Source organism: Gryllotalpicola ginsengisoli DSM 22003 (assembly GCF_000419445.1).
GTDB classification, from domain to species: Bacteria; Actinomycetota; Actinomycetes; order Actinomycetales; family Microbacteriaceae; genus Gryllotalpicola; species Gryllotalpicola ginsengisoli.
In genome coordinates this window covers 549,555-564,951 of sequence record NZ_AULK01000001.1, presented here as the reverse complement: position 1 = coordinate 564,951, position 15,397 = coordinate 549,555, and the positions used below count along the sequence as shown (strand labels likewise).

The 15,397-nt window shown below is 70.4% G+C and carries 15 protein-coding genes; 10 read left to right on the top strand and 5 right to left on the bottom strand.

What is annotated here, in order from left to right:
• The first annotated feature begins 6 nt into the window (after positions 1 to 6).
• The 8 genes from tsf to H563_RS0102725 all read left to right on the top strand — a co-directional run bounded on the left by tsf (position 7) and on the right by H563_RS0102725 (position 5,687).
• The gene (tsf, locus tag H563_RS0102760) at positions 7 to 834 is read left to right on the top strand and encodes a translation elongation factor Ts (protein WP_022881088.1); all 828 of its coding nucleotides are present in this window, start codon (positions 7 to 9) and stop codon (positions 832 to 834) included.
• A gap of 111 nt (positions 835 to 945) precedes the next feature.
• Positions 946 to 1,659, top strand: coding sequence for a UMP kinase (pyrH, locus tag H563_RS0102755; RefSeq protein WP_022881087.1), 714 nt, complete (start codon positions 946 to 948; stop codon positions 1,657 to 1,659).
• A gap of 52 nt (positions 1,660 to 1,711) precedes the next feature.
• On the top strand, positions 1,712 to 2,266 hold the full coding sequence (gene frr / locus H563_RS0102750) for a ribosome recycling factor (RefSeq protein WP_022881086.1): 555 nt from the start codon (positions 1,712 to 1,714) through the stop codon (positions 2,264 to 2,266).
• Between the two features lie 2 nt (positions 2,267 to 2,268).
• Entirely contained in the window at positions 2,269 to 3,252 is a 984-nt protein-coding gene (locus H563_RS0102745; protein ID WP_081416092.1) for a phosphatidate cytidylyltransferase, read from the top strand.
• A 28-nt stretch (positions 3,253 to 3,280) separates the two neighbouring features.
• Positions 3,281 to 3,820 (top strand): DivIVA domain-containing protein, encoded by a 540-nt coding sequence (locus H563_RS0102740; RefSeq protein ID WP_022881084.1) that lies wholly within the window; start codon positions 3,281 to 3,283, stop codon positions 3,818 to 3,820.
• Positions 3,821 to 3,967: 147 nt separating this feature from the next.
• Positions 3,968 to 4,624, top strand: a complete 657-nt coding sequence (locus H563_RS18170; RefSeq protein ID WP_033209513.1) for an aggregation-promoting factor C-terminal-like domain-containing protein — start codon at positions 3,968 to 3,970, stop codon at positions 4,622 to 4,624.
• Between the two features lie 22 nt (positions 4,625 to 4,646).
• Positions 4,647 to 4,949: a hypothetical protein gene (locus H563_RS0102730; RefSeq protein WP_022881082.1), complete on the top strand. Its 303-nt coding sequence runs from the start codon at positions 4,647 to 4,649 to the stop codon at positions 4,947 to 4,949.
• A gap of 12 nt (positions 4,950 to 4,961) precedes the next feature.
• A complete protein-coding gene (locus tag H563_RS0102725; RefSeq protein ID WP_022881081.1) occupies positions 4,962 to 5,687 on the top strand; it encodes an alpha/beta hydrolase in 726 nt (241 codons plus the stop codon).
• Between the two features lie 4 nt (positions 5,688 to 5,691).
• Here the strand turns inward: H563_RS0102725 and H563_RS0102720 are convergent, their stop codons facing one another.
• Positions 5,692 to 6,732, bottom strand: coding sequence for an AI-2E family transporter (locus tag H563_RS0102720; RefSeq protein ID WP_022881080.1), 1,041 nt, complete (start codon positions 6,730 to 6,732; stop codon positions 5,692 to 5,694).
• Positions 6,733 to 6,741: 9 nt separating this feature from the next.
• Positions 6,742 to 8,094, bottom strand: a complete 1,353-nt coding sequence (locus H563_RS14655; RefSeq protein WP_022881079.1) for a DivIVA domain-containing protein — start codon at positions 8,092 to 8,094, stop codon at positions 6,742 to 6,744.
• 149 nt (positions 8,095 to 8,243) lie between these two features.
• On the opposite strand from H563_RS14655, the gene H563_RS0102710 reads away from it, so the two are divergent.
• Together H563_RS0102710 and H563_RS0102705 are read left to right on the top strand one after the other, a co-directional pair.
• Complete coding sequence (locus H563_RS0102710; protein WP_022881078.1) at positions 8,244 to 10,034, top strand: hypothetical protein; 1,791 nt, start codon at positions 8,244 to 8,246, stop codon at positions 10,032 to 10,034.
• Complete coding sequence (locus tag H563_RS0102705) at positions 10,031 to 10,984, top strand: tetratricopeptide repeat protein (protein WP_027479022.1); 954 nt, start codon at positions 10,031 to 10,033, stop codon at positions 10,982 to 10,984. Before H563_RS0102710 ends, H563_RS0102705 begins: the two co-directional genes overlap by 4 nt.
• A 24-nt stretch (positions 10,985 to 11,008) precedes the next feature.
• Here H563_RS0102705 and H563_RS18360 read toward each other — a convergent pair whose 3' ends face one another.
• Genes H563_RS18360 through H563_RS0102690 form a run of 3 tightly spaced genes read right to left on the bottom strand, consistent with a single transcriptional unit; the run spans position 11,009 to position 15,393 of the window.
• Positions 11,009 to 11,143, bottom strand: a complete 135-nt coding sequence (locus H563_RS18360) for a hypothetical protein (RefSeq protein WP_281169770.1) — start codon at positions 11,141 to 11,143, stop codon at positions 11,009 to 11,011.
• A 27-nt stretch (positions 11,144 to 11,170) separates the two neighbouring features.
• On the bottom strand, positions 11,171 to 13,375 hold the full coding sequence (gene glgB / locus H563_RS0102695; RefSeq protein WP_022881075.1) for a 1,4-alpha-glucan branching protein GlgB: 2,205 nt from the start codon (positions 13,373 to 13,375) through the stop codon (positions 11,171 to 11,173).
• Positions 13,375 to 15,393: an alpha-1,4-glucan--maltose-1-phosphate maltosyltransferase gene (locus tag H563_RS0102690; RefSeq protein ID WP_022881074.1), complete on the bottom strand. Its 2,019-nt coding sequence runs from the start codon at positions 15,391 to 15,393 to the stop codon at positions 13,375 to 13,377. The genes glgB and H563_RS0102690 overlap by 1 nt, the downstream gene beginning before the upstream one ends.
• Positions 15,394 to 15,397 lie beyond the last annotated feature (4 nt).

Below are 15,397 nucleotides of genomic sequence, written 5' to 3'. Positions count from 1 at the left end.
ATCAACATGGCAGATTTCAGCGTCGCCGACGTCAAGGCGCTGCGTGAGCAGCTCGGCACCGGCATGGTCGACACCAAGAACGCCCTGGTCGAGGCCGACGGCGACATCGAGAAGGCCACCGAGATCCTGCGCCTGAAGGGCGCCAAGGGCAACGCGAAGCGGGCCGACCGCTCGACGAGCGAGGGTCTCGTGGCCGCGCGCGCGAAGGACGGCGAGGCGTGGCTCATCGAGCTGGCGTGCGAGACCGACTTCGTCGCGAAGACCGACAAGTTCATCGCGCTGGCCGACGGTGTGCTCGAGGCCATCGTCCAAGCCGACGCGAAGACGCTCGAGGAGGCCCTCGCGGCCCCCGCAGCGACGAAGACCGTCGCCGAGGTGATCGAGGACGAAGCGGCCATCATCGGCGAGAAGGTCGAGCTGCGCCGCGTCGCCCACCTCACCGGCGACGCCTTCGCGATCTACCTGCACAAGACCTCGAAGGACCTGCCCCCGCAGGTCGGCGTGGTCGTCGCCTACGCCGGCAGCGACGCGGAGACCGCGCGCAGCATCGCCCAGCACATCTCGTTCGCCAACCCGGACTACCTCAGCCGTGAGGACGTGCCGGCCGAGAAGGTCGACAACGAGCGCCGCATCGTCGAGGAGATCTCCCGTCAGGAGGGCAAGCCCGAGGCGATCCTCCCGAAGATCGTCGAAGGGCGGCTCGGCGCCTACTACAAGCAGGTCGCGCTGCTCGAGCAGGAGTACGCGAAGGACAACACCCAGACGGTGGGCAAGGTCGCGAAGGACGCGGGCCTGACCATCCAGCAGTTCATCCGATTCAAGGTCGGGGCCTAGCGCCTCGTGAGGGAGTCCGGATCCGCTATCGGCGGATCCGGGCTCCTTTTTCATGCCCGCCACCCAGTACATTCGACAGCAGACACGACGACGGAAGGATCACACGAGCACATGGCCGACGACAGGAAGCGCAGGGTCCTTCTGAAGCTCTCGGGCGAGGCGTTCGGCGCCGGCTCTCTGGGCGTCAACCCGGACGTGATCGCGCAGCTGGCCCGCGAGATCGCGGATGCGGCGCGCAGCGTCGAGGTCGCCGTGGTCGTCGGCGGCGGCAACTTCTTCCGCGGGGCCGAGCTGTCGCAGCGCGGCATGGACCGCGGCCGCGCCGACTACATGGGCATGCTCGGCACCGTGATGAACGCGCTGGCCCTGCAGGACTTCCTGGAGCAGGCCGGCGCGGAGACCCGCGTGCAGAGCGCCATCGCGATGACCCAGGTCGCCGAGCCGTACATCCCGCGCCGTGCCGAGCGGCACCTCGAGAAGGGCCGGGTCGTGATCTTCGGCGCAGGGGCAGGCCTGCCGTACTTCTCCACCGACACAGTCGCAGCCCAGCGCGCCCTCGAGATCGGGGCCGACGCGGTGCTCGTGGCGAAGAACGGGGTCGACGGCGTCTACACCGCCGACCCGAAGCGCGACCCGAGCGCCACGCGCATCGACACCATCACCTACCTCGACGCGCTACAGCGCGGGCTGAAGGTCGTCGACTCGACGGCGTTCAGCCTCTGCATGGACAACGGAATGCCGATGCAGGTCTTCGGCATGCAGCCCGCCGGCAACGTCGCGAAGGCGATCCGCGGAGAGCGCATCGGCACGGTCGTCAGCAACTGACGGCACCCGGCGCCCCGATAGAATCGACCGAGAGTCTCACAAAGGAGCACACGTGATCGCTGATGTCCTGTCCGACGCGACGGAGCGCATGGCCAAGTCCGTCGACGCGGCGAAGGAGGACTTCTCCGAGGTCCGCACCGGCCGCGCCAACCCCGCGCTGTTCGCCCGGATCATGGTCGACTACTACGGCTCCCCGACCCCGCTGCAGCAGCTCGCCTCGCTGCAAGTGCCCGAGGCTCGCGTGATCCTGATCACCCCGTACGACAAGAGCGCGTTGAAGGACATCGAGAAGGCGATCGTGAACCGCCCGGACCTCGGCGTCACGCCCAACAACGACGGCAACATCATCCGCATCACCATGCCCGAGCTCACCCAGGATCGCCGCAAGGAGTACGTCAAGGTGGTGCGCGGCAAGGCGGAGGAGGCGCGGGTGTCGATCCGCAACATCCGCCGCCGGGCCAAGGACGACCTGGACGCGCTGAAGTCGGAGGTCGGCGACGACGACGTGGCGCGCGCCGAGAAGGAACTGGAGTCGCTCACGAAGAAGCACATCGACCAGATCGACGAGGCCCTGACCCGCAAGGAAGCCGAGCTTCTCGAGGTCTAGTGATGGCGCAGCGGCCCGAGGGTCCCGACTTCAAGGCGCAAGCACAGGCCGCACGCGCCGATCTCGAGCGACAGTTCGCCGAGACCCGCGCGCAATTCGATCAGGCGCGCGCGCAGTTCGACCAGGTGAATGAGCGGATCACCGCGCGCACCGGTCGCAACCTCGTCTTCGCGACGGCGATCGGCGTCGGCGTCGGTGCGGTGGTGCTGGCGAGCCTGATCTTCGTCAGCGCCCTGTTCATGGTCTTCGCGGCGGCCGCGTTCGCGCTGGCCGTCGTCGAGCTCGGCACCGCCCTGCGTGTCGCCGGCCGGGACATCCCCCGCACGGCCGGCGTCATCGCGGCCCTTGCCATGATCCCCGCGTCGTTCTACCTGACGGGGGACTGGCGCTGGTACGTGACGCTCGCCGGGATGGCGCTGGTCGTGATCTGGCGGCTCGTCGAATACGCCTGGCCCGGCCGCCGGGGCGGCGGCGACGCGCTCGTCCGCGACCTCGCCGCTTCCATTCTGGTTCAGGCATATATCCCCTTGCTCGGCAGCTTCGCCGTGCTCCTCGCGGCGCCCCAGAACGCGGATGGCCGGTGGTGGCTCGTCGCGATGCTGATCGTGGTCGTCGCGGTGGACACCGGCGCCTACGCCGCCGGCCTCAACTTCGGCCGGCACAAGATGGCGCCGACGATCAGCCCCGGAAAGACCTGGGAGGGGTTCGCGGGAGCGTTCGTCGCCGCGGCGGCGGCGGGCATACTGCTGTCGATCTTCATGCTGCACGTGCCGTGGTGGTTCGGCTTCATCTACGGCGGCGTACTGCTGCTCACGGCGACCGCGGGCGACCTCGCCGAGTCGCTGATCAAGCGCGACATCGGCGTGAAGGACATGAGCGGATGGCTGCCCGGGCACGGGGGAGTGCTCGATCGGCTGGACTCCATCCTTCCCTCGGCGGCCGCCGCATATGCTCTGTACGTGATCTTCCATCCGATCTTCTTCTGATCGGTTCCCGACGAGTCCGAGGACGACGATGGCCCACTTCCCGACCACCGGTGCGCGCCGACGCGGCTACGACCCGGAGCAGGTCGACCGCTTCCTGGAGAGGGCGCGCGCGGTGTTCGACGGCCGGGAGGACGGGCTGACGGCCGCGGACATCCGTCGCACCGCATTCGACCTGGTGCGCGACGGCTACGACGCGGCCACCGTCGACGCTGCGCTGGAACGGCTCGAGGACGTCTTCGCCGGACGCGAGCGCCGCGCCGCTCGGAGGGAACTCGGAGAGAAGGAATGGTTCGGTCGCGCCCGCGAGCTGGCGCAGGTGATCGTGAACCGGCTGAACCGCCCCGACCGCCAGAAATTCACTCGTGCCGGCTTCTTCACCCTGGGCTACAACATGGCCGAAGTCGACCGCTTCTCCGCCCGCCTGATCAGGTATTTCTCCGAGGGGAAGCCGATCACGGTCGAGGAGGTGCGCACCGTCGCGTTCCGCCCCCAGCTCGGCGGCTACTCCGAGGCGCAGGTCGACCTGCTGCTCGACAGCGTCACCGACGTGATGCTGGCCGTGCGCTGAGCGAAAGCACGTCGGTTTGGTAACCGGCCATGCCTCCGTTATGTTTTTGTGATCGTGGGTAGGCGAGCAACACACAGAATGGCCCCGGCGGCGAAGCGCACGAACCCGAGTGCGCTCGAGCCGGCGACCGGCCGACCCATCTCCACTATGCACAATTCTTTCAAGAACAAGACCCGTCCGATCGTCGTCCTCCTGGCCTTCGCGGCCGCAGCCGGCTTCTTCCTGGTGAACCTCGTGAACCCGAACAGCGGGGCCACCGCCGAAGCCAACATGCAGTTCGCGCACGTGCAGGACCGCTTCGCGGGCCAGCACCCTCAGGCGGTCGGCGTGACCGCCACCTATCAGCCGGTGTCCAACACCCGCGACAGCTACAGCGTCGCGGCGCCGACCCCGACGCCGACCCCCACCCCCACGCCGACCCAGACCGAGACTTCGGCGCCCGCCGCGACGACGCAGGCGGCCGCGCCCGTCCAGCAGGAGGTGGCCGCGGCCCCGACGCCCGACCCCGGCAGCGCGCAGGCGTACGCCAAGACGCTGCTCGCGTCCATGGGCCTCGGCGACGACGAGTACAACTGCCTCGTGCTGCTCTGGAACCGGGAGTCCGGGTGGAACGTGCACGCGAGCAACGCGAGCGGCGCCTACGGCATCCCGCAGGCGCTGCCGGGCAGCAAGATGTCGACCGCCGGTCCCGACTGGCAGAACAACTACGAGACCCAGATCAAGTGGGGCATGGGCTACATCCAGGGCCGGTACAGCACGCCGTGCGGCGCATGGGGCCACTCGCAGTCCACCGGCTGGTACTGATCGGCTCTTCTAGACTGGGCTCATGCCGCGCAGCAACCGTCCCCGAGGCCGAAGGCCCCGGGGCGGTTCTGTATCCGAGGAACTGGACGTCGAGCGCATCCTGCTCGGGGCGCGTCACACCGAGACGCGCCGGGGCACCGCGTGGACGGTGCAGCCCATCTCGGCCGCGAACGCCCAGAAGGACTACGTCTGCCCGGGCTGCGGCCGGCAGATCCCGCCCGGCATCGCGCACGTCGCGGTCTGGCGCGCCGACGGCGTGCTGGGCGACCTTGCGGACTTGGAGGGGCGGCGGCACTGGCACACCCACTGCTGGAGGATCGCATGAGCGTGAGCACGGATGCCTGAGCCGATCGAGATCCGCGGAGCGGTGGAGCTGCCCGCCGTGCGCGAGCCCATCGAGTTCGTCACCCTCGACGGCGTGAAGCTCGTCGGCGAGCTGGCGCTGCCCGAGGCGCGGCCACCCGTCGCGGCGCTCATCACGCTGCATCCGCTGCCCACCCACGGCGGGTTCATGGACTCGCACATTCTGCGCAAGGCGGCCGCGCGCCTGCCGGAACTCGCCGACCTGGCCGTGCTGCGCTTCAACACCCGCGGCACCTCCTCGCCGCGGGGCACCAGCGAGGGCGAATTCGGCGACGGGGTCACCGAACGCTTCGATCTCGAGGCGGCGGTGCGCTTCGCACGCGACCGCGGCCTGCCGGAACTGTGGCTCGTCGGCTGGTCGTTCGGCACCGAGATCGCGATCAAGTACGGGCTAGCGCACGATGACGTCGTCGGGGCGATCCTGCTGTCGCCGCCGCTGCACCGTGCGACGCAGGACGAGCTGGCCCGGTGGGCGGGCAGCGGCAAGCGCATGGTCGTGCTCGTGCCCGAGTTCGACGACTTCCTGCGCCCCGAGGAGGCGCGCGAACGCTTCTCCGCGGTGCCCGAGGCCGAGTTCATCGCCGTCGAGGGCGGCAAACACCTGTGGGTGGGCGAGACTCAGACCAGGCGCGTGCTGACCGAGATCGTGCGGGCCGTGAACCCCGCGGCGCTGCCGCTGCCGGAGACCTACGCGCCCTGAGTCGTCACAGCTCGTTCTGGCGGGGGATCACGACCTGGCGCACGATGAGCAGCACCGACGCGGCGAACGGGATCGCGATGACCGCCCCCAGCACACCGAGGAGAGATCCGCCGGCGAGTGCGGCGACGACGACGAGCGCGCCCGGCACGGAGACCGCGCGGTTCATGATGCGCGGGCTGAGCACATAGGCCTCGACCTGCATGTAGACGAGGTAGTAGATCGCGGCGACGAGCGCGGTGAGCGGAGAGCCGAGCAGCAGGGTGAGCAGCACGATGATGGACGAGCCTGTGAGCGTGCCGACGAGCGGCACCAGCGAGAAGAGCATCGCGATGACCGCGAGCAGCATCGGATACGGCGCGCGGATGATCGAGAGGAAGATGCCGCTCAGCACGCCGTTGACGAGCGCGAGGCTGACCTGCCCGATCACGTACTTGCCGACCGAGTCGGTGACCTGCTCGGCGATGTCGATGAAGCGCCGCCGTTTCGAGGCGGGCACCAGCGCGTAGGCGCCGCGCTTCATGCTGCGCATGCTGGCGGCGAAGTAGATCGTGAGGATGAGGACGATCAGCGCGCCGAAGACGCCGCTGACCAGCCCGATGCCGGCCTGCAGGACGCCGCCGGTGATCGTGCCCAGGTTCTTCTGCAGCTCCGACCACAGCTGCGCGACGGCGTTGTCGACGACGCCCGGTTCGAACTGGTTCTGCAGCCAGGAGTACCAGTCGTTGTAGGTGCCGTTGTTGACGAAGTCGGACACCGCGGTGACGAGAGCCGCGCCCTGTTCCACGAGGACCGGCACGATCGCGAGCACCACGCCGGCCGCGACGCCGAGGATCACGACGAAGACGATCACGATCGCCGCCCACCTGGGCACGCCGCGGCGCTCCAGGAATCCGATCAACGGCTCGATGCCGAGCGCGATGAACAGCGCCGCCCCGAGGTAGGTGATGATCGTCGACAGGGCGACGATCGACGTGAGGATGAGGATCCCGAGGCCGACGCCGAGCGTGCCGACGAGGCCGAGTCGGAACGCGTTCTGGATCTTCACGTGGGCGGCTTACTCACCGTGGGAGGTCGTGACGGCCTCGGCCTGCTGCAGCGCGCTGCGCAGCGATTCGAAATAGGCGGCGACGGACTCGCGCTCGGCGCGGATCTGCGCCAGCCGGTCCTCCGCGTCGTCGATGAGCTTCTTGCTGCGCGACTCGGCGTCTTCGATCAGCGCCTTGGCGCGATCCTCGGCGTCGCGGATGAGCGCGGAGGCGTCCTCCTCGGCCTGCCGCCGCTTCGCCCCGACCTCGGCGCGGGAGTCGCGCTCGATGGCCTTGGCCTCCTCGCGCGCCTCGGCCGCGCGCTGCAGCGCCTCGGCGAGCTCCTGGTTGGCGTCGTCGACGAAGCGCTGGGTCTGCGCCACCGCCTCCTCGTGGCGCGCGAGGTGCTCCTTCTCGGCCTCGTCACGCCGGGCGGCGAGCTCCACCTCGAGATCGATGCGGGCCTGTTCGGCCTCGCGGCGCTGCTGCTCGATCTCGGCCAGCGCCGCCTTGCGCGCCTCGGCGAGCTCCTCCTCGTGGGCGCGGCGGTCCTGCTCCTTCGCGGCGCGATGCTCGGCCAGTTCGGTCTGGATGAGGGTCGTCTGCTCCGCGTGCTGCTTGGCCAGCTGCTCGCGCTGGGCGATGGCCTCGGCCTCCAGCTCGGCCGCCTGGGCGGCGCGGGCCTCGGCGAGCTCCCGCTCGAGCTCGGCCCGGCGGCGCTCGGTCTCCACGTCGAGAGCGGCGGCGGCGGCGCGAGCCGCCTCGGCTTCGCGCTGAGCGGCCGCCCGCAGCTCGGCGGCCTCGCGCTCGGCATCCGATCGCGCAGCGGCAGCCTCGCGCTTGCTCGTCGCGCGCACCTCGGCGGCCTCGGTGGCGACCGCCCCGCGGATCGCGGCGGCCTCGCGCTGCGCGTCCTGCACGAGCTGCTCGGCGTCGCCGCGGGCGTCGGCGATGATCGAGTTCGCCTCGATCTGCGCGTCCTGGAGGAGCGAGGCCGAGCGCGCCTTCGCGTCGGCGATGAGCCGGTCCGCCTGATCCTGGGCCGCGGCGCGGATCTTCTCGGTCTCGGCGGCGACCGACGCGCGCAGCTTCTCGGCGTCGATGTCGGCCTGCGCGATCATGCGCGTGGACTGCTCCTCGGCCACGCGCAGCGTGTTCTCGAGCTTCGTGCCGAGGCCCGAGAAGGTCGGGCTGCCGACCTCTTCGATCTCGGCGTTCAACTCGTCGATGCGGGTGTTGAGGCGCTTGATCTCCTTCGCGGCGTCGGAGGCTTGCGTGTTCGCCTTGATGAGCTCGCGGCGCAGCTCTTGCATCGCCTTGTCCACCTCGGCCTTGTCGTAGCCGCGGAAGACCTGCGTGAACTCTGACTCCTCGGTGGTCACAAGGGAATCGTACAAGCCGCGCGGGCGGCCCCGGTCCGGCGCGCTCAGGCTTCGTCCTGGGTTCGCCCAGGGGGCATCGACTAGCCTGGAGTGTCTTTGACCTGGCCGGCGTACCGACGCCACTTCGCCGGCGGTCAGGAAGGATTCACGTGCGTTTCGTCTTCGCCATCGCGGCCTTCGTCGCCGCTGCGGCCCTGATCGGCCTGGGCTTCGCCCAGCGGACGATCTGGGCGCCGCCGCCCACCGTCTCAGCCTCCGCGTCCGTCGACTCCGGCGCCAAGTACGTGATCGTCGGGGGGAAGACCCTGAACTCGATCGAAGGGCAGCAGACGCTGTCGGTCTCCGGCGGCGCCGGCACCCCGTTCGTCGCCTACGGCCGCACGGCCGACGTCATCGGCTGGCTCGGCGACTCGCCCTACGAGCGACTGACCTACGACAAGACCGACGGTGACCTCAAGGCGCACCTCGTCAACGGCCCCGTCGACCAGGACGCGGCGACGCCGGACCCGCGCGGCTCGGATCTGTGGCTCGAGGAGTTCAGCGGCCAGGCGGCCGAGAAGACCCGCATGAACGTGCCCGACAGCGTCAGCGTGATCATCGCGACCGACGGCAAGAACCCGGCCCCCTCCCACGTTTCGCTCACCTGGCCGACCGACACGGCCACCCCGTGGGCGGGCCCGCTGATCGTGCTGGGCGGGGTGCTGCTCGTGGTCGGCATTGTGCTGTACGTGCTGGCGATCCGCCACGTGCGCCGCTCGCACGGCCCGCGCCGCGGCCAGCGCCGCGGCCGGCGGCTGCGTGCGCCGAAGCCGACGCCCGCGCTCGACGAGGCGGGCGGCATCCGTGGCCGCCGCGCCATCGGGCGCGCCTTCGTCGCGGTGCCGATCGTGCTGGCCGGCGCGCTCACGCTCGCCGGGTGCTCCTCCGACTACTGGCCGTCGTTCGGCGAGGCGTCGCCGTCGGCGACGGCCACGGCGACGCCCATCGCCACCGACGTGCCCGGCGAGGACAGCGACGACCCGGCCCCCGCCGTCACCGTGGCGCAGCTGAAGAACATCGTCGCCCGCATCTCCAAGACGGCCGCGGAGGCCGACAAGACCCGCGACGCCAAGCTCGCCGCGACCCGGTTCACGGGCGCGGCCCTGGCCGAGCGCACCGCGAACTACAAGATCCGCGCCAAGAAGACCGACTACGCGAAGCCGCAGGCGATCGCCGACGGAGAGTTGTACCCCGTGCTGCCGCAGGCCACGAGCAGCTGGCCCCGCTCGGTCGCCGTGCTCGACACCGACAAGACGAAGAAGAATGCGGCGCCGCTCTACCTCGTGCTCACCCAGGAGAGCCCGCGCGAGAACTACAAGATCGCCTACTCGGTGGTGGTGCTCGGCGGGGCGCGGGTTCCCGAGCTGCCGCCCGCCTCGATCGGCACGCCCCTGGTGAGCACGGACTCGAAGCTCGTCACGGTTCCGCCCGGCCGTCTCGCGCAGGACTACGCCGACGTGCTGGCGCGCGGGAAGCAGAGCAAGTCGTACTCCGAGTTCGATGAGAGCGACGACGCGCTGACCAAGATGAGCGGCGCCGACTACAAGGCGCAGCAGATCCGCGCGCTGCTGAAGGCGAAGAGCGCCGGCAGCCTGGCGTTCGCCGACCGGCCGGGCGACAGCGACCCGGTGGCCCTGGCGACCAACAAGGCGGGTGCGCTGGTGGCGACCTCGGTGCAGGAGTCCTCGTCCATCCGGCCCACCGACCCGCAGGCGACCGTGAGCGTGAAGAGCGACACCGCCACCGCTGCCCTGATCGGGAAGACCCAGAGCAGCACCGGCTTGGAGACCACCTACGGCTACCAGCTGCTCTTCTACGTGCCTCCCGCCGAATCCGGTGACAAGGTGCAGCTACTAGGCTTCACCCAGGCCGTGATCGGTGCGAGGGAGCTTCCGAAGTGAGTGATGAGAAGGTGAGCGCCGCCAGCCTGCGCGGCGCCGTCGACCTGTCCGCATTGGTGAACAACCGCGCGCAGAACCAGACCGGGGCGACGGATGCCTCAGCCGGGGCATCCGGCGGCAATCGGCTCGTCGTCGAGGGCACGGACCAGAACTTCGCGCAGCTGCTGGAGCTGTCGCGCCAGGTGCCCGTGCTCGTCGACCTGTGGGCGTCGTGGGCCGAGCAGAGCACCCGCTTGTCGGCGACGCTGACGAAGATCGTGACCGAGTACGCCGGCCGCATCGTGCTGGCCCGCATCGAGGCGGAGCGCAACCCGCAGCTCGCGCAGGCGTTCCAGGCGCAGCAGGTGCCCACCGTGGCCGCTGTGATCGGCGGCCGCCCGGTGGGGCTGTTCGTCGGCGAACTGCCCGAGGAGCAGGTGCGCGACGCGATCGAGCAGGTGCTGGCCTTCGCGGCGCAGAACGGGGTCACCGGCACGGTCGACCCGGGCGAGGCATCCGATGCCCCCGAGGCCGGAGGCGAGCCGGAGCCCGCGCCGCTGCCGCCGCTGCACCAGGAGGCGTACGACGCGATCGAGCGCGGCGACCTCGCGGCGGCGGTGGAGGCATACAAGAAGGCGATCGCGCAGAACCCCGCCGACGAGGACGCCAAGGCGGGACTCGCGCAGGTGAGCCTGCTGCAGCGCCTCCAGGGCAAGACCCTGGAGGGGATCCGGCAGGCCGCGGCGGACCGGCCGGACGACCTCGACGCGCAGCTCGACGTCGCCGACGCCGACCTCTCCGGCGGTCACGTCGAGGACGCCTTCGACCGGCTGTTGACGCTCTTCCCGAAGCTCGACGCGGCCGGCCGCGACCGGGTGCGCGAGCGCCTCGTGGAGCTGTTCGAGGTCGTCGGCACCACCGACCCGCGCGTCATCAAGGCGCGCGGGCGGCTGGCCAGCCTGCTCTACTGAGCGCCGCCCGAGCGGGCGCGGGCCTCAGCTGCCGCCGATCTCGCCGGCCGGGCCGAACCACCCCCAGGCGCGCGGCCGCACCTGCTCGAACGGCGTGAGCGGCGGCAGCTCGTCGGCTCCGGCCACCTCGTCGGCGGGGGTGTGCTCCGGCTCCGCCATCGCCGCCATGCGCTGCTCGGCGGCTCTTCAGGTCGGCTCGGCGGCCGCCGGTCGCAGGTAGACGACCCCCAGCGGCGGCAGGGTGAGCGACGCGGAGGCGGGGCGGCCGCCCCAGGGGCGGTCCTCCGCGCGCACCCGGCCGAGGTTCCCCACGCCGGAGCCGCCGAAGTCGGCGGCATCCGTGTTCACGATCTCGTCCCAGTCGCCGGCCTGCGGCAGCCCGATGCGGTAGTCGTAGTGCGGGTGCCCGGCGAAGTTCGCGACCACCGCGACAGGCCCGTCCTCGGCCCAGCGCAGGAACGCGATCACGTTGTGCTGCGCGTCGCCGCCCGCGATCCACTCGAAGCCGCGCGGCTCGGTGTCGTGCCGCCAGAGGGCCGGGTTGTCCCGGTAGACGCGGTTGAGCTCGCCGACGAGGGCGGCGAGCTGCGCGTGCTCGGGGCTGTCCATCAGGTGCCAGTCGAGTGAGGCGTCGGCGTTCCACTCCGCGTACTGCCCGAACTCCTGCCCCATGAACAGCAGTTGCTTGCCGGGGTGCGCCCACATGAACGCGAGGAACGCGCGCACGTTCGCCCGCTTCTGCCAGTGGTCGCCGGGCATCTTGCCGATCAGCGAGCCCTTGCCGTGCACGACCTCGTCGTGGCTGATCGGCAGGATGAAGTTCTCGCTGTACGCGTACACCATGGCGAAGGTCATCTCGTTGTGGTGGTACGCGCGGTAGGCGGGGTCGCGCTCGATGTACTGCAGCGAGTCGTGCATCCAGCCCATGTTCCACTTGAAGCCGAAGCCCAGCCCGCCCCGGCTGGTGGGGGCGGTGACCCCGTTCCAGCTCGTCGACTCCTCGGCGATCATCATGATGCCCGGGTTGCGCTTGTAGGCCGTGGCCGTGGTCTCCTGCAGGAACGCGATGGCCTCGAGGTATTCGCGCCCGCCGTGGATGTTCGGGATCCACTCGCCGTCGGCGCGGGAGTAGTCGCGGTACAGCATCGAGGCGACCGCGTCGACGCGCAGCCCGTCGACGTGGAACTCCTCGAGCCAGTACAGCGCGTTGGCGTAGAGGAAGTTGCGCACCTCGGTGCGGCCGAAGTCGAAGACGTAGGTGCCCCAGTCCTTCTGCTCGCCGAGCCTCGGGTCGGCGTGCTCGTAGAGCGGCCGGCCGTCGTAGCGGGCCAGCGCCCAGTCGTCCTTGGGGAAGTGGCCGGGCACCCAGTCCATGATCACGCCGATGCCGGCCTGGTGCAGGCGGTCGATCAGGTAGCGCAGGTCGTCGGGGTGGCCGAAGCGGCTGGAGGCGGCGTAGTAGCCGGTCACCTGGTACCCCCACGAACCCGAGAACGGATGCTCCGCGAGCGGCAGGAACTCGACGTGGGTGAAGCCGAGACCGGTGACGTACTCGATCAGCTGGTCGGCGGCCTCGCGGTAGCCGAGGCCGGGCCGCCAGGAGCCGAAGTGCAGCTCGTAGATCGACACGGGCCGGTCGTGATGGCTGTCCGGCCGCGACGCCATCCACTCGTCGTCGGCCCACTCGTGCCGGCTCACCCCGACCACGGAGGCGGTCGCCGGCGGAACCTCGGTGTACTGCGCAAGCGGGTCGATCTTGCGCACCCAGTCGCCCTCCGGGGTGCGCAGGTCGTACTTGTACAGCGCGCCCTCGCCGAGGCCCGGGACGAACAGCTCCCACACGCCCGAGGGCCCCATCGAGCGCATCGCGTGCATGGTGCCGTCCCAGCCGTTGAAGTCGCCCACCACCCGCACGGCCGTGGCGTTCGGCGCCCACACGGCGAAGGCCACCCCGGAGACGGGCGCGGAGACGCCCCAGTGCTCGCGCACGTGCGCGCCGAGCGCGTTCCACAGCTGCTCGTGCCGGCCCTGCTGGATCAGCCAGGTGTCGGCCTCGCCGAGGGTGGGGGAGAAGCGGTACGGGTCGTCGGCGGTATACACCGAGCCATCCGCGTACCTGGCCTCGATCACGTAGTCGGTCATGCCCGTGATCGACACGCCCTGCCAGATGCCGTGCCCGACGTGTGCGAGCGCGAGCCGGGCGCCCGAGGCGAGCACGGCGCTCACCGACTCGGCGAGCGGGCGCAGGGCGCGGATCACGGTGACCGGGTCGCCAACCTCGCCCGAGGCGAGCGGATGCTGGCCGAGGATCGCGTGCGGCTCGTGATGCCGCCCCTCGGCGACGGCCGCCAGGGTCTCCTCGGCGATGCGGGGCAGCGTCAGCTCGGTCATCAGCCGTTCTCCTTCACGTGCAGGATGTGCACCGGCTCGTAGAACGCGTCGAGTCGCACATAGTTGTGCGCGCCCCAGTTCCAGCGCTGGCCGGTGACGAGGTCGCGCACCTCGAATCCCTGCCCGTCCGGTACCCCGAATGACGCCGTGTCGAGGTGCACCATCGTCTCGCGCACCGAGTGCGGGTCCAGGTTGGCGACGACGATGATGGTGTCGGACTTGCCGGAGCGGGTGTACGCGCCGCCGAGGTGCTTCGAGTACACGAGCACCGCGTCGTCCTCGCTCGAGTGCAGGGTGAGGTTGCGCAGCTGGCGCAGCGCGGGGTGTGCGCCGCGCGCCTGGTTGAGCATGGTCAGGTAGGGGGCGAGCGAGTCGCCGGAGACGAGGGCGCGCTGGTAGTCGCGCGGTTTGAACTCGTACTTCTCGTTGTCGAGGTACTCCTCCGCGCCGGGCCGGGCGACCGACTCGTACAGCTCGAAGCCCGAGTAGACGCCCCACAGTGGGCCGGCCGTGGCGGCGATCGCGGCGCGGATCTTGAACGCGGGCCGGCCGCCGAACTGCAGGTACTCGGTGAGGATGTCGGGGGTGTTCACGAACAGATTGGGCCGGTAGTAAGCGGCCCAGTCGCGCGTGATCGTGGTGAGGAACTCCTCCAGCTCGGCGCGGGTGTTGCGCCAGGTGAAGTAGGAATACGACTGCTGGAACCCGGCCTTGGCGAGCGTCTGCATCACCGCGGGGCGGCTGAACGCCTCGGCGAGGAAGACGACCTCGGGGTGGGCGGCGTTCACCTCGTGGATCAGCCACTCCCAGAAGTACAGCGGCTTGGTGTGCGGGTTGTCGACGCGGAAGATCTTCACGCCCACGCCGATCCAGTACTCGACGATGCGCAGGATCTCGGCGCGCAGGCCCTCGTAGTCGTTGTCGAAGTTGATCGGGTAGATGTCCTGGTACTTCTTCGGCGGGTTCTCCGCGTACGCGATCGTGCCGTCGGGCAGGGTAGTGAACCACTCGGGGTGGGTCTTCACCCAGGGGTGGTCGGGGGAGGCGTTCAGGGCGAGGTCCAACGCCACCTCCAATCCCGACAGCTCGGCCTTGCCGAGGAAGTACTGGAAGTCCTCCACGGTGCCGAGCTCGGGGTGGATGGCGTCGTGGCCGCCCTCCTCCGCGCCGACCGCCCACGGCGAGCCGGGGTCGTTCGGGCCGGCGGTGAGCGCGTTGTTCGGCCCCTTGCGGAACGACCGGCCGATCGGGTGGATGGGCGGCAGGTAGACGACGTCGAAGCCCATCGCGGCGATCTCGGGCAGCCGCAGGGCGGCGGTGCGGAAGGTGCCCGACTGCCACGAGCCATCCGCTCGCTTCTTCGCGCCCACGGAGCGGGGGAAGAACTCGTACCAGGCGCCGACGCCCGCTCGGGTGCGTTCGACGACGATGCGGCGGGTGGCCGACAGGGTCTGCAGCGACACGACGGGGCGCTCGACCATGATCTGGGTGAGGCGGTCATCGGATGCCTGGGCCAGCCGCTCCTCCGCCGGCGTGGCGTCGTTCGCCAGCGCCTCGGCCACCTCGGAGAGGTAGCGCCGCTCGGCCTTCGGCCGCCGGGTGTCGCGGGCGGCGCGCTCGGCCAGCAGCGCGCCCTCTTGGAAGGTGACCGCGATGTCGACGCCGGCGGGGATCTTCTTGCCGGCGACGGCCCGCCAGGTGGCCCACTCGTCGGCCCACGCCTGCATGCGGAACCGCCACTCGCCTTCGGCGTCGAGCCGCACCAGGGCGCCCCAGCGGTCGGGGTGCTCGGGGCCGAGCGGGTGCATGCGGTGCGCGGTCTGCGCCCCGGTGGGGTCGAGCAGCAGCACGTCGACGCCGATGAGGTCGTGGCCTTCGCGGAACGCGGTGGCCTCGAACGGGACGACTTCGCCGGCGAACGCCTTCGCCGGCCACACGCCGCCGTCGACCTCGGGGGCGAGCTCGAGGATCGGGATCCTGCCCAGCACCGGTGAGAAAGCATCCGTGTCATCAGCCACGATG

What these genes read in the sequence shown, in the direction of transcription:
- tsf (WP_022881088.1), top strand. Translation starts at nt 7, where the DNA reads ATGGCAGATTTCAGCGTCGCCGACGTCAAGGCGCTGCGTGAGCAGCTC.
- pyrH (WP_022881087.1), top strand. Translation starts at nt 946, where the DNA reads ATGGCCGACGACAGGAAGCGCAGGGTCCTTCTGAAGCTCTCGGGCGAG.
- H563_RS0102745 (WP_081416092.1), top strand. Translation starts at nt 2,269, where the DNA reads ATGGCGCAGCGGCCCGAGGGTCCCGACTTCAAGGCGCAAGCACAGGCC.
- H563_RS0102740 (WP_022881084.1), top strand. Translation starts at nt 3,281, where the DNA reads ATGGCCCACTTCCCGACCACCGGTGCGCGCCGACGCGGCTACGACCCG.
- H563_RS18170 (WP_033209513.1), top strand. Translation starts at nt 3,968, where the DNA reads ATGCACAATTCTTTCAAGAACAAGACCCGTCCGATCGTCGTCCTCCTG.
- H563_RS0102730 (WP_022881082.1), top strand. Translation starts at nt 4,647, where the DNA reads ATGCCGCGCAGCAACCGTCCCCGAGGCCGAAGGCCCCGGGGCGGTTCT.
- H563_RS0102725 (WP_022881081.1), top strand. Translation starts at nt 4,962, where the DNA reads ATGCCTGAGCCGATCGAGATCCGCGGAGCGGTGGAGCTGCCCGCCGTG.
- H563_RS18360 (WP_281169770.1), bottom strand. Translation starts at nt 11,143, where the DNA reads ATGGCGGAGCCGGAGCACACCCCCGCCGACGAGGTGGCCGGAGCCGAC.
- glgB (WP_022881075.1), bottom strand. Translation starts at nt 13,375, where the DNA reads ATGACCGAGCTGACGCTGCCCCGCATCGCCGAGGAGACCCTGGCGGCC.